The organism is Pseudochrobactrum asaccharolyticum (assembly GCF_003314995.1).
GTDB lineage: Bacteria > Pseudomonadota > Alphaproteobacteria > Rhizobiales > Rhizobiaceae > Pseudochrobactrum > Pseudochrobactrum asaccharolyticum.
In genome coordinates, this window is record NZ_QNRH01000003.1 from 129,822 (window position 1) to 147,156 (window position 17,335).

General features: G+C 51.4%; 14 protein-coding genes. 8 read left to right on the top strand and 6 right to left on the bottom strand.

Going from position 1 to position 17,335, the window contains the following annotated elements:
- Positions 1 to 102: 102 nt before the first annotated feature.
- The 3 genes from DFR47_RS09130 to DFR47_RS09140 all read right to left on the bottom strand — a co-directional run bounded on the left by DFR47_RS09130 (position 103) and on the right by DFR47_RS09140 (position 3,337).
- Positions 103 to 1,152 carry an ABC transporter substrate-binding protein gene (locus DFR47_RS09130; RefSeq protein ID WP_113944111.1) on the bottom strand — a complete coding sequence of 350 codons (1,050 nt, stop codon included), beginning with the start codon at positions 1,150 to 1,152 and terminating at the stop codon, positions 103 to 105.
- Between the two features lie 276 nt (positions 1,153 to 1,428).
- Complete coding sequence (locus tag DFR47_RS09135) at positions 1,429 to 2,349, bottom strand: DMT family transporter (RefSeq protein ID WP_113944112.1); 921 nt, start codon at positions 2,347 to 2,349, stop codon at positions 1,429 to 1,431.
- A gap of 88 nt (positions 2,350 to 2,437) precedes the next feature.
- Positions 2,438 to 3,337 carry a LysR family transcriptional regulator gene (locus DFR47_RS09140; RefSeq protein ID WP_113944113.1) on the bottom strand — a complete coding sequence of 300 codons (900 nt, stop codon included), beginning with the start codon at positions 3,335 to 3,337 and terminating at the stop codon, positions 2,438 to 2,440.
- A 213-nt stretch (positions 3,338 to 3,550) separates the two neighbouring features.
- Between DFR47_RS09140 and asnB the strand changes: the two genes are divergently transcribed.
- The 4 genes from asnB to nadE all read left to right on the top strand — a co-directional run bounded on the left by asnB (position 3,551) and on the right by nadE (position 8,439).
- Entirely contained in the window at positions 3,551 to 5,473 is a 1,923-nt protein-coding gene (gene asnB, locus DFR47_RS09145; protein ID WP_113944491.1) for an asparagine synthase (glutamine-hydrolyzing), read from the top strand.
- Between the two features lie 148 nt (positions 5,474 to 5,621).
- Positions 5,622 to 5,876: an acyl carrier protein gene (locus DFR47_RS09150; RefSeq protein ID WP_113944114.1), complete on the top strand. Its 255-nt coding sequence runs from the start codon at positions 5,622 to 5,624 to the stop codon at positions 5,874 to 5,876.
- Positions 5,877 to 5,891: 15 nt separating this feature from the next.
- Positions 5,892 to 7,454, top strand: coding sequence for a class I adenylate-forming enzyme family protein (locus tag DFR47_RS09155; protein ID WP_113944115.1), 1,563 nt, complete (start codon positions 5,892 to 5,894; stop codon positions 7,452 to 7,454).
- Position 7,455: 1 nt separating this feature from the next.
- Positions 7,456 to 8,439, top strand: a complete 984-nt coding sequence (gene nadE, locus DFR47_RS09160) for an NAD(+) synthase (protein ID WP_245416516.1) — start codon at positions 7,456 to 7,458, stop codon at positions 8,437 to 8,439.
- A gap of 243 nt (positions 8,440 to 8,682) precedes the next feature.
- On the opposite strand, the gene DFR47_RS09165 is transcribed toward nadE, so the two are convergent.
- Positions 8,683 to 9,792, bottom strand: a complete 1,110-nt coding sequence (locus tag DFR47_RS09165) for a GNAT family N-acetyltransferase (RefSeq protein ID WP_113944117.1) — start codon at positions 9,790 to 9,792, stop codon at positions 8,683 to 8,685.
- Between the two features lie 366 nt (positions 9,793 to 10,158).
- Between DFR47_RS09165 and DFR47_RS09170 the strand changes: the two genes are divergently transcribed.
- The 4 genes from DFR47_RS09170 (at position 10,159) to DFR47_RS09185 (ending at position 15,680) form a co-directional block, all read left to right on the top strand.
- Complete coding sequence (locus tag DFR47_RS09170) at positions 10,159 to 12,345, top strand: TonB-dependent receptor domain-containing protein (RefSeq protein WP_170137470.1); 2,187 nt, start codon at positions 10,159 to 10,161, stop codon at positions 12,343 to 12,345.
- A gap of 245 nt (positions 12,346 to 12,590) precedes the next feature.
- On the top strand, positions 12,591 to 14,219 hold the full coding sequence (locus DFR47_RS09175; RefSeq protein WP_113944492.1) for an MFS transporter: 1,629 nt from the start codon (positions 12,591 to 12,593) through the stop codon (positions 14,217 to 14,219).
- Positions 14,220 to 14,449: 230 nt separating this feature from the next.
- Complete coding sequence (locus tag DFR47_RS09180; protein ID WP_113944119.1) at positions 14,450 to 14,845, top strand: hypothetical protein; 396 nt, start codon at positions 14,450 to 14,452, stop codon at positions 14,843 to 14,845.
- Positions 14,846 to 14,855: 10 nt separating this feature from the next.
- Positions 14,856 to 15,680: an AraC family transcriptional regulator gene (locus DFR47_RS09185; RefSeq protein ID WP_113944120.1), complete on the top strand. Its 825-nt coding sequence runs from the start codon at positions 14,856 to 14,858 to the stop codon at positions 15,678 to 15,680.
- Positions 15,681 to 15,734: 54 nt separating this feature from the next.
- Here DFR47_RS09185 and DFR47_RS09190 read toward each other — a convergent pair whose 3' ends face one another.
- Together DFR47_RS09190 and DFR47_RS09195 are read right to left on the bottom strand one after the other, a co-directional pair.
- Positions 15,735 to 16,667 carry a phosphatidate cytidylyltransferase gene (locus tag DFR47_RS09190; RefSeq protein ID WP_170137471.1) on the bottom strand — a complete coding sequence of 311 codons (933 nt, stop codon included), beginning with the start codon at positions 16,665 to 16,667 and terminating at the stop codon, positions 15,735 to 15,737.
- 1 nt (position 16,668) lies between these two features.
- Positions 16,669 to 17,322: a lysophospholipid acyltransferase family protein gene (locus DFR47_RS09195; RefSeq protein WP_113944121.1), complete on the bottom strand. Its 654-nt coding sequence runs from the start codon at positions 17,320 to 17,322 to the stop codon at positions 16,669 to 16,671.
- Between the last annotated feature and the right edge of the window lie 13 nt (positions 17,323 to 17,335).

The following is a 17,335-nucleotide window of genomic DNA, read 5'->3' on the forward strand; positions in this document are numbered from 1 at the left end:
TCGTCTGAATTAAAAAACTGGAAATGCTCTATCGCTACGGGCCCTGATCATTCGCGGGAAACAGCCGGCAGGATAAACCGTACCGGCTGAAAAGACTTCAGATCAGATGGTTTTGACGTAGCTGGTGTCAAACAGCATTTCAGACGTAATGGTATCTTTCACCATTTTCTCGTCTTTAAACCAGTTCAGCTGTTCGGTCACAGAACCGAGCGATAGTGCAAGACCTTTGTTGATACGCATCGCGCCATTGACCAGATTGGCTTTAGCCTGTTCAAACGGCAAATCCATTTCCACATATTTGTGGACGAATTTTGCAATCGCATCGACTTCTTCAGCAGAGGCGGTTTTGTCAACCAGTGCCGCATTATAGTCATCAATGGCTTTGGAATAAGCGCGGATGAAGGCTTCTGTTTTCACACGTTCTTCGGCAGCATTCTTGGTCGAAGTGAAAACAGTTGTCACCTGATAGTCAGGAGCAACATCAGATACCAGACCGATCTGCTTGGCCGCGCCTTCTGCAATCATTTTCTTGGCAATGCTCGGCTGGATAGCCCAAGCATCAATCTGGCCGGAGGTCAGAGCGCCGACAACAGCACCGACCTTCTGCAGTGGACGCAGAGTGATTTCAGACAGTGGAATATTATTCGCCTTGGCAATTTTATAAGCCATGAAATGGAAGGACGAACCGGCGGTGGTGATGCCGAAGCTCTTACCTGCCAGATGTTTCGGCTCGGTGAGACCTGCTTCATAGGCTTTATTCGAGGCAAGAATGATCTGGCCTGCGAGGCCTTTTTCTTCCTGCAAAGAGCCGCCGATTACTTTAACAGCATTCTTTTCAGCCAGATTGATCAGGCCGCCGCTCATGGCTGTGACACCATAGTCGACATCGCCACCGGCAATAGCAACGGCCATCGGCTGTGCAGCTTCAAAATATTTGAATTCCATGTCGAGGTTTTCAGCTTTGAAATAGCCACGTTCCATCGCGATGAAGCTCGGTGCCTGACTGGCAAGGCGGATAATGCCGAGAACAGCTTTAATTTGCGCGTCTTGCGCTCTGGCGCTTAAGGAAAACGGAGCGCCGAATACAGACATAGCACCGGCTGCACTGAGCCCTGCAAGAGTTTGGCGGCGGGAGAGCTGAAATTTAGACATCTGTTTTTCCTTACCAAAAGCAGGGAAGGCAGATGTTGCTGCGCAACTTATGCCTCTTTGCCCGCTGTCCCTATCTTGTCACTTTGTTGCGAAAAGGCAGAGATTTTTTTGCAATGATTTCGTGCGTTCTTGTAAAGCAAACTTCGCCGGATTTGAAGCTAAAAGGCACCTCATGCCGGTCTGTCCCGCGCAATTGTGATGGGAAAACGAAAATAAAAAGCATTTTCGGAAAAGCGGGGGGGAGTTTTGAGTAAGGTCAATGGTTGAAACAAATCATCAGCGTGGTTTTCGGATCAGTGTGAGGCATAATACCCCGCTGATAATCAGGAGTGTTGCAATAAGTTCTGTGAGTGACGGCATTTCTTGCAGAAAGATGATGCCTAAAATCATGGTGACAACGGGGATCAGCGATGACAATGCAGATCCTGCCGCAGCGCCAAGCCCTGCGACCGCACGATTAAAGGCAACCAGTCCGATGATTGTAGTGAATATGCCCTGATAAATGGCCTGTGTCAGAATGTCATTCAACGGGGCGGTGGTGATGTTTTTGTCGAAAAAGACGAGATAAAGCGGCATATAGAAAATTGCAGAAATAACCGCTGCAATAGCGGTGGCGTGAAGGGCAGAAATGCCGCTGCGCCGCACGGCAATCACAAAAGCTGCCCAGAGAATTGCAGCGGTTAAAAATGCCAGATGCCCGTAAGATTGTCCGCTTTCAAAAGATTGACTTGCAACCGCAAATGCACCGGTAAGGATCAGCGCAATACCGAACCATCCACGTTTTGGCAGCATTTCCTTGAGCAGAAATATACCGAACAAGGCTACCAATACGGTCATCAGTCCGGGAGTGAGAGCGGCAGCCTGTGAGGCTGGCGCAAAACGCAGGCCGATTGCTGTGAGCAGGGCATAGGGAGCACCGGCACCGCAGACCAGTAGAATAAAGCCGCTGCGCCCCAGCCGGTCGAGACCTAAGCCTGTTTTGAACAGCACCGGTAATAACAGCAAACCGCCGGTACTGAACCGTAAAGCGATAATGTCATAGGCGGTGAGGTTGGATTTAACCCCGAAGCGGGTGAGGACGAAAGAGCCGGACCAGATGCACAGGCCGAGCAACCCCCATAAAAGCGCCGTAAAACGTGAGGGCGCGGCTTGCTGTGACAAGGAAAGATGATCGGAACGTGTTGTACCCGCTGACATTGTGGTCTCCTGTTATGAAGACCTGCCTGTGGCATGATTAAAGATTAGAGCGGTCATTAAAACCGATCAGATTGCACATAAGTTCGGCTTATGACTGGTTGCTCTTGGCCATAATTATTGTTGCCAGCGCTTCATAAATTGCCGGATGCGGATTGTTCTTCTGGGCAATCAGCTGCAATGTTCGGAATAAAGCAGGTTCCAGTGAGCGCAACCGCAGATCACGATAATCTGCCTGCGGAAAGGTTTCGCGTGCGAGAATGGTGATGCCCAGTCCCTGCCGCACCATATTCAGCGCAGTCGGCACATCCTGTGTGATGATAGTCTGCGGTTCAGCCAGATTGGCTTCCTGAAACAGCGGCAGCATAATATGTTCGGAGCCTGCGGCCATGATGATGGTTTGCTGTGCAGCATCGCTTAATGTCAGTTTGTTCTGGCGCATAAGCGGTGCATCGCGGCGGATAACAGCGAGCAATTCTTGCTGTTGCAATGGCTGGTGTATGAGATCATCCGCCAAATGCTGCGCCAGAGCGGTGATGCCGCTATCGGTAATCCCTTGTTTGACCCAATCGCGCACTTCCAGATGAGTGCCCTGATAGAGCGAAATTTCCAGCCCGGGAAACAGACGCTGCAATTGCTTGCTCCATTGCGGCAGTAACGTTTCGGCAATGCTTGGAATAGCAGCGATGCTGAAGCGGTGCGGGTGACGGCGCTGGTGTTGCTCTGCTGTTTCTGCCGATTTCACAATCCGTTGTGCCGCATCAATCGCATTGCGGGCATCGGGCAGAATGCTTTGCGCAAAGGCTGTCGGGCTGACACCTGCTGCGGTTCGGGTAAAAAGCGGCAGTCCGAGCACCTTTTCGAGCGAGGCGAGCGACTGGCTGGCGGCAGATTGTGTGAGATGCAGCTGACGCGCCGCTTTGCCGATTGAACCGCAACCGGCAATGGCAAGCAGCAGCTCCAGCTGGGATAAAGTTAGTTTTCGCTGCATGACAGCCTGTCTGTGTTTATGCGGGAATGCGAGGTAATATCCGTTAACTCTGTACGGATATATTTGTATTTACGGCAAGGTTTTTTGAAATCCTGTTTGGCTATAAGCCGGTCTCTGCGGTACAAGATTATGTCAGGCGGGGTTTTTCTGGCAAGCACGGATTGTGATTTCTTTGGCTTGTTCTCGTCTTCTGTAGCTGGTGAGGGCGTTGCTGTGTGCGGTTTAGCGGGTTATGTCGGGCGGATAACAGATCAGGCGCCGGATGTTTTATTGCGGCAGATGACTGATATGATTGCCCATCGCGGACCTGATGAAGAGGGTGCGGTGGTCCTACAAGGTGCAGGACTCGGCCATAAACGCCTCTCCATTGTCGGGATCAGCGATGGTCAGCAGCCGATGCACAGCCATGACCGCCAGCATAGTCTTGTTTTCAACGGCCAGATTTTCAATCATGCAGAATTGCGCCGTGATCTCGAAGCGCAAGGCGCACGGTTTCGAACCCATAGTGATACAGAGGTCATCCTGCAGCTCTATGCGCGTTATGGCACGGACTGTCTGCGCCATATGAACGGCGATTTTGCTTTTGCTTTATGGGATGCACAGCAGCAGCGGATGTTTATTGCGCGTGATCGCCTTGGTGTACGCCCGCTATTCTATACGCATGTTGACGATGTGTTGTATTTCGCCTCGGAAATCAAAGCATTGTTGCGTGTGCCTGCTGTGCAGGCGGAGCTTGACCCACTGGCGCTTGATCAGATTTTCACGCTTTGGGCGCCGGTTGCACCGCGCACGGCATTCCGCAATATTTCTGAACTTGAACCCGCACATATGATGATCTGTGATGCCAATGGCATCAGGATCAGCCGTTATTGGGAGCTGGACTATCCGGATCGCCATGATGCCATGATCACCAATGCTGATGCAGCTGCAGAAGAACTGGAAGCCCTGTTGCAGGATGCAACAGGCTTGCGGCTGCAAGCCGATGTGCCGGTTGGCACCTATCTTTCCGGCGGGCTGGATTCATCGCTGATCGCGGCCTTTGCGCAACCGCTGGCAAAAGGTGCATTGCACAGTTTTTCTGTTGGTTTTGCCGATGCGGATTATGATGAAAGCCGCTATCAGCAAATGGTGGCGCAGGCACTGCACACGCAACATCATTCGATCTCTATTGCGGATGATGATATTGCCACGATTTTTCCCGATGTGATTGCAGCAGCAGAAGCGCCGCTGGTACGCACCGCACCGGCACCGCTTTACCGGCTGGCACAACTGGTGCGCGATAGCGGGATGAAAGCTGTGCTCACCGGAGAGGGCGCGGATGAGGTCTTTGCGGGCTATGATATTTTCCGCGAAGCCAAAGTCCGACGTTTTTGTGCGCGGCAACCGCAGTCACAGATCAGGCCGCAATTGTTCCGCAGGCTCTATCCCTATTTGCCGGGGTTGCAGGCGCAAACGCCGGAGACGCTGGCGGCATTTTTTGGCGTTCACGGCAATGATCTGGCCGATCCGCTCTATTCGCACCGGCCGCGCATGAAAGCGACGGGAGCGGCGAAACTATTTTTCTCAGCCGATCTGAAGCGTGAAATCGGCGATTATGATGTGGGCGAAGAACTGGCTGCAAAATTGCCGGAACGCTTTGGCCATTGGCATGAATTGCATCAGGCGCAATATCTGGAATGTCGGTTTTTGCTGCCATCCTATATTCTCTCCAGTCAGGGAGACCGGATGGCCATGGCGCATGGTGTGGAAACACGGTTTCCGTTTCTGGATTATCGCCTGTCGGAATTTGCCGCTAAACTCCACCCTTCATTGAAACTGCATGGTCTTACCGAGAAATATTTACTGCGTCGTGTGGCGAAAACGCGGATTCCGGCTGAGGTGTTGCAGCGTCAGAAACAGCCTTATCGTGCGCCGGATAGCCAGTCTTTTACCGGCAAAGGTGAGAAGGATTATGTCCGTGAACTGATGGGCGAGAGTCGCATTCAGGAAAGCGGATATTTTAACGCGAAAGCTGTGTCTAAATTATATGAAAAGAATAAAGGGCAGGGATTGAGTGGTTTCCGCGACAATACGGCCTATATAGGTATTCTTTCAACGCAGTTGTGGCTGCAAAAATTTACTAATTTCTTCAAATAATGCAGATAATGTTAAATCTATAGGTCTCTTTGTTAAATAAATAAGCTAAGAGAGAAAGCAGAGAATTTTATTTTACAGACTTACTTTAGAGAACCCTCGGGCTGTTGCTTGATGCGGCATCTGCGGGTGATTGAAACAGGATATGACTATGAGTGATACAATCAAAATTCGTCTGCGTGATTTCATTGTTGAGAACTTCCTTTTTGGCGACACGGATTATGTGCTGGAAGATGATGCCTCGCTGATTGATAATGATATTATGGATTCCACCGGTGTGCTGGAACTGATTGCTTTTATTGATGAGGCCTTCGGTGTGAAAATGGCGGATGCCGACATTGTTCCGGCCAATCTCGATAGCGTGGCAAAGATCGTCAGTTTTGTGACTGCCCGCCAGGCTGCCTGATAAAAGGCATTCACGATGCGTATTGAGAACTACCTTAGAGCGCATGCACAAAACACCGGTGAAAAAACCGCGCTGGTCACAGGACAAGTGCGTCTGACTTATGCGGAGTTTGATGCAAAGACCGAAGCTCTGGCGCAATATCTGCTGGCACAGAACGTGCAGCGCGGCGACCGTGTTGTTATCTTCATGGATAATTGCTGGCAGGCGGCGATTTCGGTTTTTGCCATTCTCAAGGCTGGTGCGGTTTTCACATTGGTAAACCCATCAACCAAAGCGGATAAGCTTGGTTATATTCTCAATGATTGTACGCCATCGCTTTTGTTGACACAGGCGAAATTATTGCCGGTGATTGATGAGGCTGAGGCTTTTTCAAAGATTCCTTCGGTCATTGCAGTGCAGGGGCCGAGCCGCTCAAAGCGCGCCTGCCTGTCGTTTGAGGAGGCCGTTACGCCTCAGCCTGATAGCACACGGCTTGTAAACGGCGGTATCGATATTGATCTGGCGATGCTGATCTATACATCCGGTTCAACCGGCCGCCCGAAGGGCGTGATGATGACACACCGCAATATTGATGCGGCTGCGACCTCGCTGACAGGTCTTTTGAAGAACACAGCGGATGATATTATTCTTTCGGTATTGCCGCTGTCATTCAATTACGGGCTTTATCAGTTGCTGATGGCCATCAAGCTTGGCGCAACGCTGATTTTGGAGAAGTCCTTCGCCTTTCCGCAGGCGGTCTTTGATCTGATGCGGGCGGAGAAGGTAACAGGTTTTCCGATTGTGCCGACAATGTCGGCAATCATGATGCAAATGAAAGATCTGACGGCTGGTTTTTTGCCGGATCTGCGCTTCATTACCAATACGGCGGCGCAACTGCCGGTGCCGCATATTGCGTTTTTGCAGCGGGTTACTCCTGATGCGGAAATTTACTCCATGTACGGGCTGACTGAGTGCAAGCGCTGCACATGGCTGCCGCCGCAGATGATCAGCCAAAAGCCTGAATCTGTTGGTCTCGCACTGCCGAATAGTGAAGTTTATCTGGTGGATGAACAAGGCCAACCGGTGGCTGTTGGTGAAGCGGGTGAAATGGTTGTGCGCGGCCCTAATGTGATGCAGGGCTATTGGAATAATCCGGAGGCCAGTGCAGAAGTGCTGCGTACAGGACGCAACCCTTGGGAAAAGGTACTGCATACCGGCGATCTGCTGCGGATGGATGTGGACGGATATTATTATTTTGTTGGCCGCAAAGATGATATTATCAAATCGCGCGGCGAAAAAGTGCCGCCCAAAGAGGTCGAGACAGTGCTTTACAGCCATCCCGCGATCCGTGAGGCCGTTGTGGCAGGTGTGCCGGATGTGATGCTGGGGCAGGCGATTACAGCACTTGTGACCACGAATGATACGGCATTGAATGATAAGGATATTATCCGCTTCTGCCGTCAAAATCTGGAAGATTATATGGTGCCGGTCTTTGTGCTGATTGCAGATGAACTGCCGCGCACGGATACAGGTAAAGTCAGTCGTCGTCTTGCGGCGGAAATATTGGCCAAACAATACAGGCAGTTTCAGGATGAGTAAGATGCAAGAATTTTCTGCACAGACACTGGTAATTGATGCGGAAGCGGAAGTGGCAAAAATTACGGTTGCCTTGCGCAGTCAGTTGCGCGGCCTGCGCCGTCGCGGTCTGGTCGTCGGCATTTCCGGCGGCATTGACTCCAGTGTCAGCACAGCATTGGCGGTGCGGGCTGTAGGCGCGGATAAGGTGTTCGGAATTTTTATGCCGGAGAATGACTCCGATCCGCTGAGCCTTGCGCTCGGGCAGAAACTGGCAGCGACTTACGGCGTGCAGACAGTGATTGAGGATATCGGGCCTGCATTGGCTGCGATGGGTTGTTATCGTCGTCGTGATGACTTTATCCGCTCGGTGGTGCCTTCTTATGGCGAGGGCTGGGCCTCCAAGCTGGTGATCAACAATGCGGCGGAAAATGGCGGCTATAATATTTCGTCACTGGTTGTGCAGTCGCCGGATGGTCAGCAGGAGAAAATCCGTCTGACACCGGAGGCTTATCTGGGCATTGTGGCCGCGACCAATATGAAGCAGCGTACCCGCAAGCAGTTTGAATATTATCATGCTGACCGCCTGAATTTTGCGGTTGTGGGCACACCAAACCGGTTGGAATATGATCAGGGCTTTTTCGTAAAGAATGGCGACGGTGCGGCAGATGTGAAGCCGATTGCGCATCTTTACAAGACGCAGGTTTATCAACTGGCGGAATATCTCGGTGTACCGGAAGATATTCGCAAGCGTCCGCCGACGACGGATACTTTCTCACTGGCACAGACGCAGGAAGAGTTCTATTTCTCGCTACCATATTATCTGATGGATTTGTGTCTCTATGCACTGAACCATGGCATCAGCGTTGCGGACACTGCAAAGGCTGCCAATTTGAGTGAGGCACAGGTACAGCATGTCTGGGCGGATATTACTGCCAAGCGTAAAACCACCAAGGCACTGCATGAGCCGCCGCTGCTGGTTGAACCGGTGGCAGATTTTCTGAAATAATAAAAGAACCGCCTTATACTAAAACTCCATGAGTATGGCTCATGGAGTTTTAGTTAAGCCTGAGTGGCGATTGAACTTTTTCAATGCGTGATGCGTCAGCATCTAGAGCCGCCTTGGTATTACAGCGGTTCCAGTTAAGACTGAATCGTTGGAACCGCTGTAACTATTTGTTTTTACGCATTATCCGACGCAAAACCGCTTCGCACTTTTGCTGGAAATGCTCTAAAGGTGGTTTCTTGTTATTTAAAGCGGATGCCCGCTGAGGCAACTCCAATGCTCTCCGGCAATGCCGTTGAGTTGGGCGCGGCCTGTTTCAAAGTGTTCCAGCATGGCAGGATCTTTTGCCCAGACCATGGTGGAGGCGAGATGCGTAAAGGCAATGCGTTTGCCGAGCATGGCTTCCATCATCAGCGGTTGGGTACGTCCACGAATGGCTGCGGCGCCGTTTTGGGCTGCGTGATGGATCAGTGCATCAATGGTCTGGCTTGCAGCCTTGGGGTGGCTGAGAAGCTCCAGCACTCTTGCAGTGCCGCCGCTCTGTAAATGGTAGAGAAACAGACCGATAGTCTTGCCGGTTTTAGTTGCTGCTTTCACCATAAAGGGCTGGCCATAATCCGGCTTCTGCAACGCATCCTGTAACCGTGCAGCGAATTGAGCTTCCTGCCATTGCGGACGGCTGGCAAAATCTGCGCTGAACTGATGATAAAGCGCTGTGAATTCTGCCGTATCAATTTGCTGGCATTGCAGTGCCTGTCCGGCAGTCCAGTTGTGCGGTGTGCCTGACCATCGCAAACTATTATGCGACATGGCATTGCGCTTGCGCTGGTCGATCAAGCCGGCAACAGGACGAAAGAGCTTCAGCAGCCCCAGTTTTGAACCGGCGGTCTCAACGGCAAATTTAAGCGGGCTGATAATCCGCAGCCAGTCGAGGCTATAATCGGTGAGCTGAACAGCATTGAGTTTCTTCCACATTGCGGCTGTGGTTTCACTCGCTGTTTCGGTGAGGATCAGATCGTAATGATCATCAAGAAGGCTGCGCATCAGCTTGGCACCGCCCAGCGGATCCTGTTCATGATTGTCGACCATCAGCGAGCCGACCATTGCGGCTTTGAGAAGCTGCCCATCTTGCAAATAGTCAAAATAATTGACCCCGATGAAGCCGCAAATGACGCCCTGATCATTCAGCAGAATCTTTGAGGCAGGCTCTGTCTCACCGGCAAAGCCGATATAGAGACGCTGCAGATATTTGCTCAAAGCTGCAGAAGGCTGGTTGCTACTGTTTTGAAAAATCTTTTGGAATAGTCGGGTGACATCCGGCATATCCGCCTGCTGTAAAAATCTGATTTCACTCATGGCAAATATTGTCCCGCTTTTTTAAAATATCCCCGACTGCGCCCCACATAAGTGGCCACTCAATAAGACCTTTCAGATGTACAAAGACTTGGCTGAAGCGGATTCTTACCGGATGAAATAGCTGTAACTTCGTTTCCGGCTTTTGACCAGCCTCAGTGCCAGACGGAATGATTTTGACGGGAATTTATCAGTCCGGCCAGAGAACAAATGCGCGATAAAATTGCGGGCAATATAAACTTGACTCTTTTTATCATGTTTATTATTTCCGGTCATAAGAGTGAAAATCATCCTCTTATCGCTGTCTTTCAAAAATTGTCATGAATGTCATGGCAGGATGGATGCTGTCCGCCTGCCAAAGGGGGTACTATGTCTGTTGTCAGGCGCTGTCTGCATGCATCTCTTGCGGGTACGATTTTAAGTGTTTCCGGTTTCTCTTTGGTGTCTCCCGCTCAGGCCGAGGAACAAAAAACAGTCAAAGACAAGACGGCCGCACAAACCGAACTGACTGCCACACAATTGCAGACCATTACGATCAGTGGTGGTCAGAATGGTGCTTTTGTACAAGGTGATGGTGTTTACCGCACACCTGCGCCGGTCAGTTCTGTGAGCAGTGATGCATTGCAGGAGCGGTTTGGCGGCGATGCGCAGGCTGCATTGCGCTCGACACCGGGTGTCTTTACGCGCCAGCAAAGCAGCCAGCCCGGTATTGAGGTGAATATTCGCGGTATGAGTGGTTTCGGTCGTGTGAATGCGATGATCGATGGTGTGCCGCAGACATTCCGCAATGTGGCAGGGCATGCGTCTTCCGGCGGGACATTGTTGTATGTCCAGCCGGAATTGCTGGGCGGTATTGACGTACGCAAAGGCGCCGTCGGTGGCGCTGCCGGTATGGGTACGCTAAGCGGTGCCGCAAATTTCCGCACGCTTGACTTTGATGATATTGTTTTGCCCGGTCATGATGTTGGCGTGCTCACGCGCTGGAAAGCCGGAACTAATGGTTTTGGTGGCTCCGGTATGCTGGCAGGAGCGGCGCGCGCAAATCTGAACAGTGATCCGTCCAGTAATGTCAGTATGCTTGGTGCTTTTGCCCGTACGTCTTATGGCACATTTAAAAACGGCGACGGTGTTTATGTGGATGGTGGACGCGATGCCACCAATCGTCCGGGCGGCGGATTGCTCAAACTGGAATTTGCGCCATCCTCAGAGCATAATCTTAAGCTTGGTGCCCGCTGGTATGAAAACCGCTTTGTCTATGCGAATTACGAGCAGGATCTGAAAAACGCATCCTATACTGCTAATTATGCCTACACACCGGATGATAATGACTGGATCGATCTGAAGGTGAATGCCTATTACAACCGCACCAATATGGACTATGCGGCAACCGGCGGCAGTTATCGTGGCCGTAAGACAGATGATCGCGGTTATGGTTTTGATATTTCCAACACCAGTAAAGCCGTGCTGGCGGAAGATGTGCAACTCAGCCTGTTCTATGGCGGTTCTCTGAGCAGCGACGAATATCTGATCAATAATTATCGCGGTGCCAATCCTCCCGGAACATTGAAGAAAACCAGTGGTTTCACCGATGCGACCCTGTCGTGGAACATGTTCACATTCACAGGTGGTCTGCGTTACGATCATTGGAATGTTGAGGGTTTCCAGCCAGCCTATGCGGCGGGTACGGGCGATTGCCCTGCAGGCGGGCCTGTTTGTGGTAACAAGGATATAGAGCGCAGCAGCGGTAAATGGCTGCCGAAGGTTTCTGTAACAGCGCAGCCTTATCAGGGCGTGGAGCTTTATGCGACCTATGCCCATACATTCCGTCCGCCGACTGTGCAGGAAATGTTCTTCTCGCTGATCCCGATCGGTGCGGGGCTGGGTAGCGGTATTGCCAATAATCTCAATCTTGAGCCGGAATATAGCAAAGGCTGGGATATCGGTGTGAACCTGACCGAAAACGGCTTGTTGCGCAGCGGTGATAAGTTCCGTCTGAAAACCGGCTTCTTCCATAATAGTATCGAAAACTTTGTCGTTAATGACTTTGTGGATGTGCCGAACCGTGGCCCGACAGCGATGTGGATTAACCGTCCGGGTAAGACCAAGATGTATGGCTGGGAAGTGGAGGGCAGCTACGATCTCGGCTTCTTCTACACCAATGTTTCTTACACCCATGCCAAGACTGATCAGCCGATCGGGGAAGGTGCCGGTGCAGGGAACGGCGATGCCTTTATGATACCGGATCAGTATGGCACGCTTGATGCCGGTTTCCGTCTGTTTGACGAGACGCTCACTTTAGGCGCGCAGGCACGTTATTTCGGCAAAAGCAGCTATGCCGGTTTTGGTACAGATTTTGGGCAGAAATTCGCCCTGCCAAGCTATGTTCTCTACGATCTTTACGGTTCCTACAAACTGAAAGAAAATGCGGAATTGTTCTTCTCGGTTGAGAATGTGGCGAATAAAAATTATCGCGTCGCCGTTTCAGGCCCGCTGGGTGAGAACGAATATTCAGGCAAAGGCCGCAGTTTCATTTTTGGTGCAAGCGCCAAGTTTTGAGAATTGCTGGTCAGTGTCGGACACATCAGCCTGCCGGATTAGTCCGGCAGGTTTTTTATTGTCATAAAGAAAATCACAGTTGCGTCAAAATAGCCAGTACGTCTTTTTTCAATGTTGCCTATGTTAGACGCAGAGGGGATATTTGCGGCTTGCACATTGATTTTACAGGCTGTTTAAATTTTTCAGTTTAATATTATACCGAACCATGCATGATGGAGCTTCTGCTTCGGATAGGAAATTCTGCGGTGTCGCAAAGTGTATCGCCTTTAGCCCCGTTTAAACATAAAGCTTTTCGTTCTTTATGGACTGCAACGCTTGCATCCAATTTAGGCGGACTGATCCAGACGGTGGGCGCGGGCTGGATGATGACCACCATCGCGCAATCCTCCAATATGGTGGCGCTGGTGCAGGCTTCCACTACTTTGCCGGTGATGTTTTTCTCGCTGTTTGCCGGTGCTTTGGCCGATAATTTTGACCGCCGCCGTATCATGCTGATCGCGCAGTTTATGATGTTGCTGGTGTCGCTGATGCTGGCGATTTTCGGCTATATGGGCTGGCTCACGCCATGGTTGCTGCTGAGCTTCACCTTTCTGATCGGTTGCGGTGGTGCTTTGCACAATCCGTCATGGCAGGCCTCAATGGGCGATATTGTACCGCGCTCTGATTTGCCGGGGGCTGTGGCGCTCAACAGCATGAGCTTTAATGCTATGCGCAGTATCGGCCCGGCTATTGGTGGTTTTATCGTTGCTGTTGCCGGTGCTGCTTTTGCGTTTATTATCAATGCTGTCAGCTATATTCCGCTGATTATTGCATTGCTGCGCTGGAAGCCGCAGGTTGCAAAATCCACGCTGCCACGTGAGACCTTTGGTCGTGCCGTTTCTGCCGGTCTGCGCTATGTTTCGATGTCGCCGAACCTGATCAAAGTAATGTTTCGCGGCTTCCTGTTCGGCCTGTCAGCCATTGTTGTGCTGGCTCTGCTGCCGCTGGTCGCCCGCGATCTGGTGCAAGGTACAGCATTGACCTATGGTATTATGCTCGGTGCTTTTGGTCTTGGTGCGATCGCCGGTGCTTTCACCTCCGGTGAGCTGCGCGAAAAATTTGCCAATGAAACAATTGTCCGCGGTGCATTTATCGCCTTTGGTATCAGTGTTTATCTGCTGTCCTACAGCCACTCGGTTATTTTAAGCTGTCTTTTGCTGTTGCCTGCCGGTGCTTCATGGGTGCTGGCTTTGTCGCTGTTCAACGTCACCGTGCAATTGTCTACGCCGCGTTGGGTGGTGGGACGTGCCTTGGCGCTGTACCAGACCGCCACATTCGGCGGCATGGCAGCCGGTAGCTGGCTCTGGGGTTCGGTGGCTGATGGCTATGGCCCTGAAACAGCACTGAGTGTTGCCGCTTTCACGCTGGTTGGTGGGGCGCTGATCGGTCTGGTCTTTAAGCTGCCGGAATTTGACAAACTCAATCTTGACCCGCTCAACTCATTTGCCGAGCCGGAACTGCGTCTGGACATTCGTCCGCGTAGTGGTCCGATTATGGTGATGGTCGATTATCATATCGAGCAGCATAATGTTCATGCATTTCTGGAGGCGATGGTTGCGCGTCGTCGTATCCGTATTCGTGATGGTGCCCAACAATGGGCCTTGCTGCGCGATCTGGAAAATCCGGATATCTGGACGGAAACCTATCATGTGCCGACATGGGTGGAATATGTCCGCCATAATCAGCGCCGGACCTATGCGGATGCGGCTGTTTCAGAGAAATTGCTGTCGCTGCATAAGGGGCCGGAAAAGCCGCGTGTCCATCGCATGATTGAGCGCCAGACTGTGCCTTTACACGATGATATGCCGTTGAAACCGCATATTGAAATCACCTGATTTTTCTCTTCAGAGAAAAACTTTCAACGCCGGTTTGATTATTACAGACCGGCGTTTTGTATTTCAGGTGCATTTATGTGGCCTGAATGAAATATTTTATGGCCTCATGACAGAATGACGCCAGTATGATAAAACTATACAAAGTAACTCATGTTTTTGAATGCCAGACTATTCTTAGTTTCGAATAGAAGCGGAAATACATGCTGGCATCACGATCGATGAGGCAGAATATGCAGATTGATATTCAGGATTTTCCGTTGGTAAAGATGGATTATTCCGGTGAAGGTAAGCAGACCATTGAAGAGACATTGCAGATTTTTGAGCAATGCCTGCAACGCAAACAAGCCTTTGTGTTTCTCGCAGGCGGTGCGGATTTCGACAAGGATCCGGGCGAAAGTGTTGCCGATCGTCGTGCTGTCTCTTTGTGGATGAAGCAGCACAAAGTTGATTTACGCGATTACGTGAAGGCGATGTATTATGTGGAGCAGAGTTCGGTCAAACGGCTCGCTGCAAAAGCTTTCTCCGTCATTTATGGTAAGTTCTGGGGTCACCCGATGATCGTCACGGATAACCGCGATGATGCCGTGCGTCAGGCCTATGAACTTTTAGGATTATCATCAGAGTAACGGTGATTTCATGTTTTTTACAACGAGTTTTCCTGATTATGCATTGCCGGATCAGATTAACCGTCCGGTGGTTGTTATGGGCTTGTCGATGGTGGTGGACGGCTGGGAGTTCCCGCGCCACTCGCATCGTAAAGCACAGCTTTTATTCAGTGCCAGCGGCGTGGTGACGGTTGAAACGGATAGCGGTGTCTGGGTTGTGCCGCCGCAATGTGCGGTCTGGATACCGGGCGGCCTGCCGCATAAAGCCAGAAGTACCGGCGAAGTGCGTGGTTTCGGCCTGTTTGTCGAACCGGATATTATGGATGGCTTGCCGGATATATGTTGCAGTGTGTCTGTGTCGCCTTTGTTGCAAAGCTTGCTGGAAAAGGCGGCAGGTTTCGACGAATATTATGATGAAGACGGCGCTGAAGGCAGGCTCATTCGTGTGCTGCTGGACGAGTTGGTGGCTGCACCATTGGAGCAGTTGCATCTGCCGATACCGGCGGACAATCGCTTACGCAAGCTGACTGATATGTTGCTGGATGATCCTGCAAGCCACGCAACACTGGAGGTTTGGGCGCATCGTATCGGTATGAGCGAGCGTTCTCTGAGCCGGTTGTTCAGCCATGAAACCGGCATGAGTGTCGGGCGATGGCGCAGACAGTTGCATGTGATTACCGGTGTGCAATTGCTCACACAGGGGCGGTCTATTCAATCGGTCGCATTTGATCTGGGCTATGAAAGCGCAGGCGCATTTGTGACAATGTTCCGTAAAGCTGTCGGCACACCGCCGGGGCGTTTTTTGGCTGAGCGCCGTGCTTCCTGGAATCTGTTTCGCGGAGCGGTTTTGCAATAAAGTGAGGGCATTTCCAATAGCGTTAAATATTGGAAATGCCCTGATTTTTGGTATTTATGTCCAGAAATAACGGATCAGATGGAAGAACACAGGGGCAGCAAAAACCAGACTGTCAGCACGATCCATCATGCCGCCATGGCCTTCAATCATATGGCCCCAGTCTTTAACGCCGCGGTCACGTTTGATTGCGGAAGCAACCAGTCCACCGAAAAAGCCCATAATACAGGCAATAGCTGCTAGGCCACCTGCCTGTAGTGGCGAGAAGGGAGTGAGCCATGACAGCGCTGCCCCCAGTAAAGACGCGCTTGCTACGCCACCGATCAGACCTTCCCATGTTTTGGATGGTGATACTTTTGGCGAGATGCGGTGTTTGCCGAATAATTTACCGAAAATGAATTGCAGCACATCGCAGCCCTGCACTACAGCGATCAGAAAGGCGATCAGCAGCATTTGCCGGCCTTCAAAGCCTTCAATATGCAATGTTGCCAGTGCAGGCACATGACTGATGCAATAGACCGAGAGCATGATGCCCCATTGCTGCTCGGAAATACGCTCGAGAAACCGGCTGGTATTGCCCCAAAGTGCTGTCAGCACCGACATGGCGAGAAACACATAAACGGGAATGAAAATGGAATAGAGCCCGTACCATTCCACCCAGACCAGATAATATTGCACCGGAATGACAATGAGAAAGGCACCGAGCAGCAGCCAGTGGTCGCTGCGATGCGTATGGGTCAGGGTCACATATTCCCGAAGCGCTGCAAACGAAACCAGTCCGAACAGAATAACCACACCGGCTTTGCCAAACAGAAAAGCAATGGTGATCGCGGCGATCATGATCCACCATGCACGGATACGCGCATTGATATTGCTGAGCGTGGATGGCAGCGGCTTCGCGCTGCGCCAGCTGATCAGGGCGGCAGCAAGGCTTGCCACAGACAATAATGCGATAAGCCCGATCAGGAGAAGATTGGTTTCTTCGCTCACTTCATTCTCCCTGAGATTGCGGACTGAGGGTCAGCAAGGCGGATTGAGCGCGGTGTAAAAATACCTTGCGCTCCTCACTCGGTTGCAATTGCAGCGGGGTGCCGAAAATCACACGGCATAATAATGGCACCGGTAGAAATGTGCCTTTTGGCAAGACACGGGACATATTCTCGATCCAGCAGGGCACCAGTTCCACATCCGGTCGCGCTTTGGCAAGGTGATAAAGACCGGCGCGAAAACGCAGCAGCGGCTCTTCTGTCATATTGCGGGTGCCTTCAGGGAAGAAGATCAGCGACTGGCCGCTGTCGATTGCGCGCAACATCACCAGCAACGGGTCTTCATTGCGCTCAATCCAATTGCGTTCCACCAGCACTGTTCCAAGCAGGCGTGTCGCAATGAAACGGCGCAGGCGATTGCTGTTCCAGTAATCTGCTCCGGCAACGGCGCGGGTTCGCGCCCGCTCGCCCATTGGCAGCGATGAGGACAGCAAAATGAAATCGCCGTGGCTGGTGTGATTGGCAAAATAAATACGCTGTTTGCGCGAGGGGACAGTGCCGCTCCAAATTGGCCGGACACCGGTAATGGCGCGGGAAAAGAAAGCCAGAACCATGCCGGAGAAAATTTGTAATATTGAATGTGAGTCCGGATCGGCCATGAGTGAAGTGTCG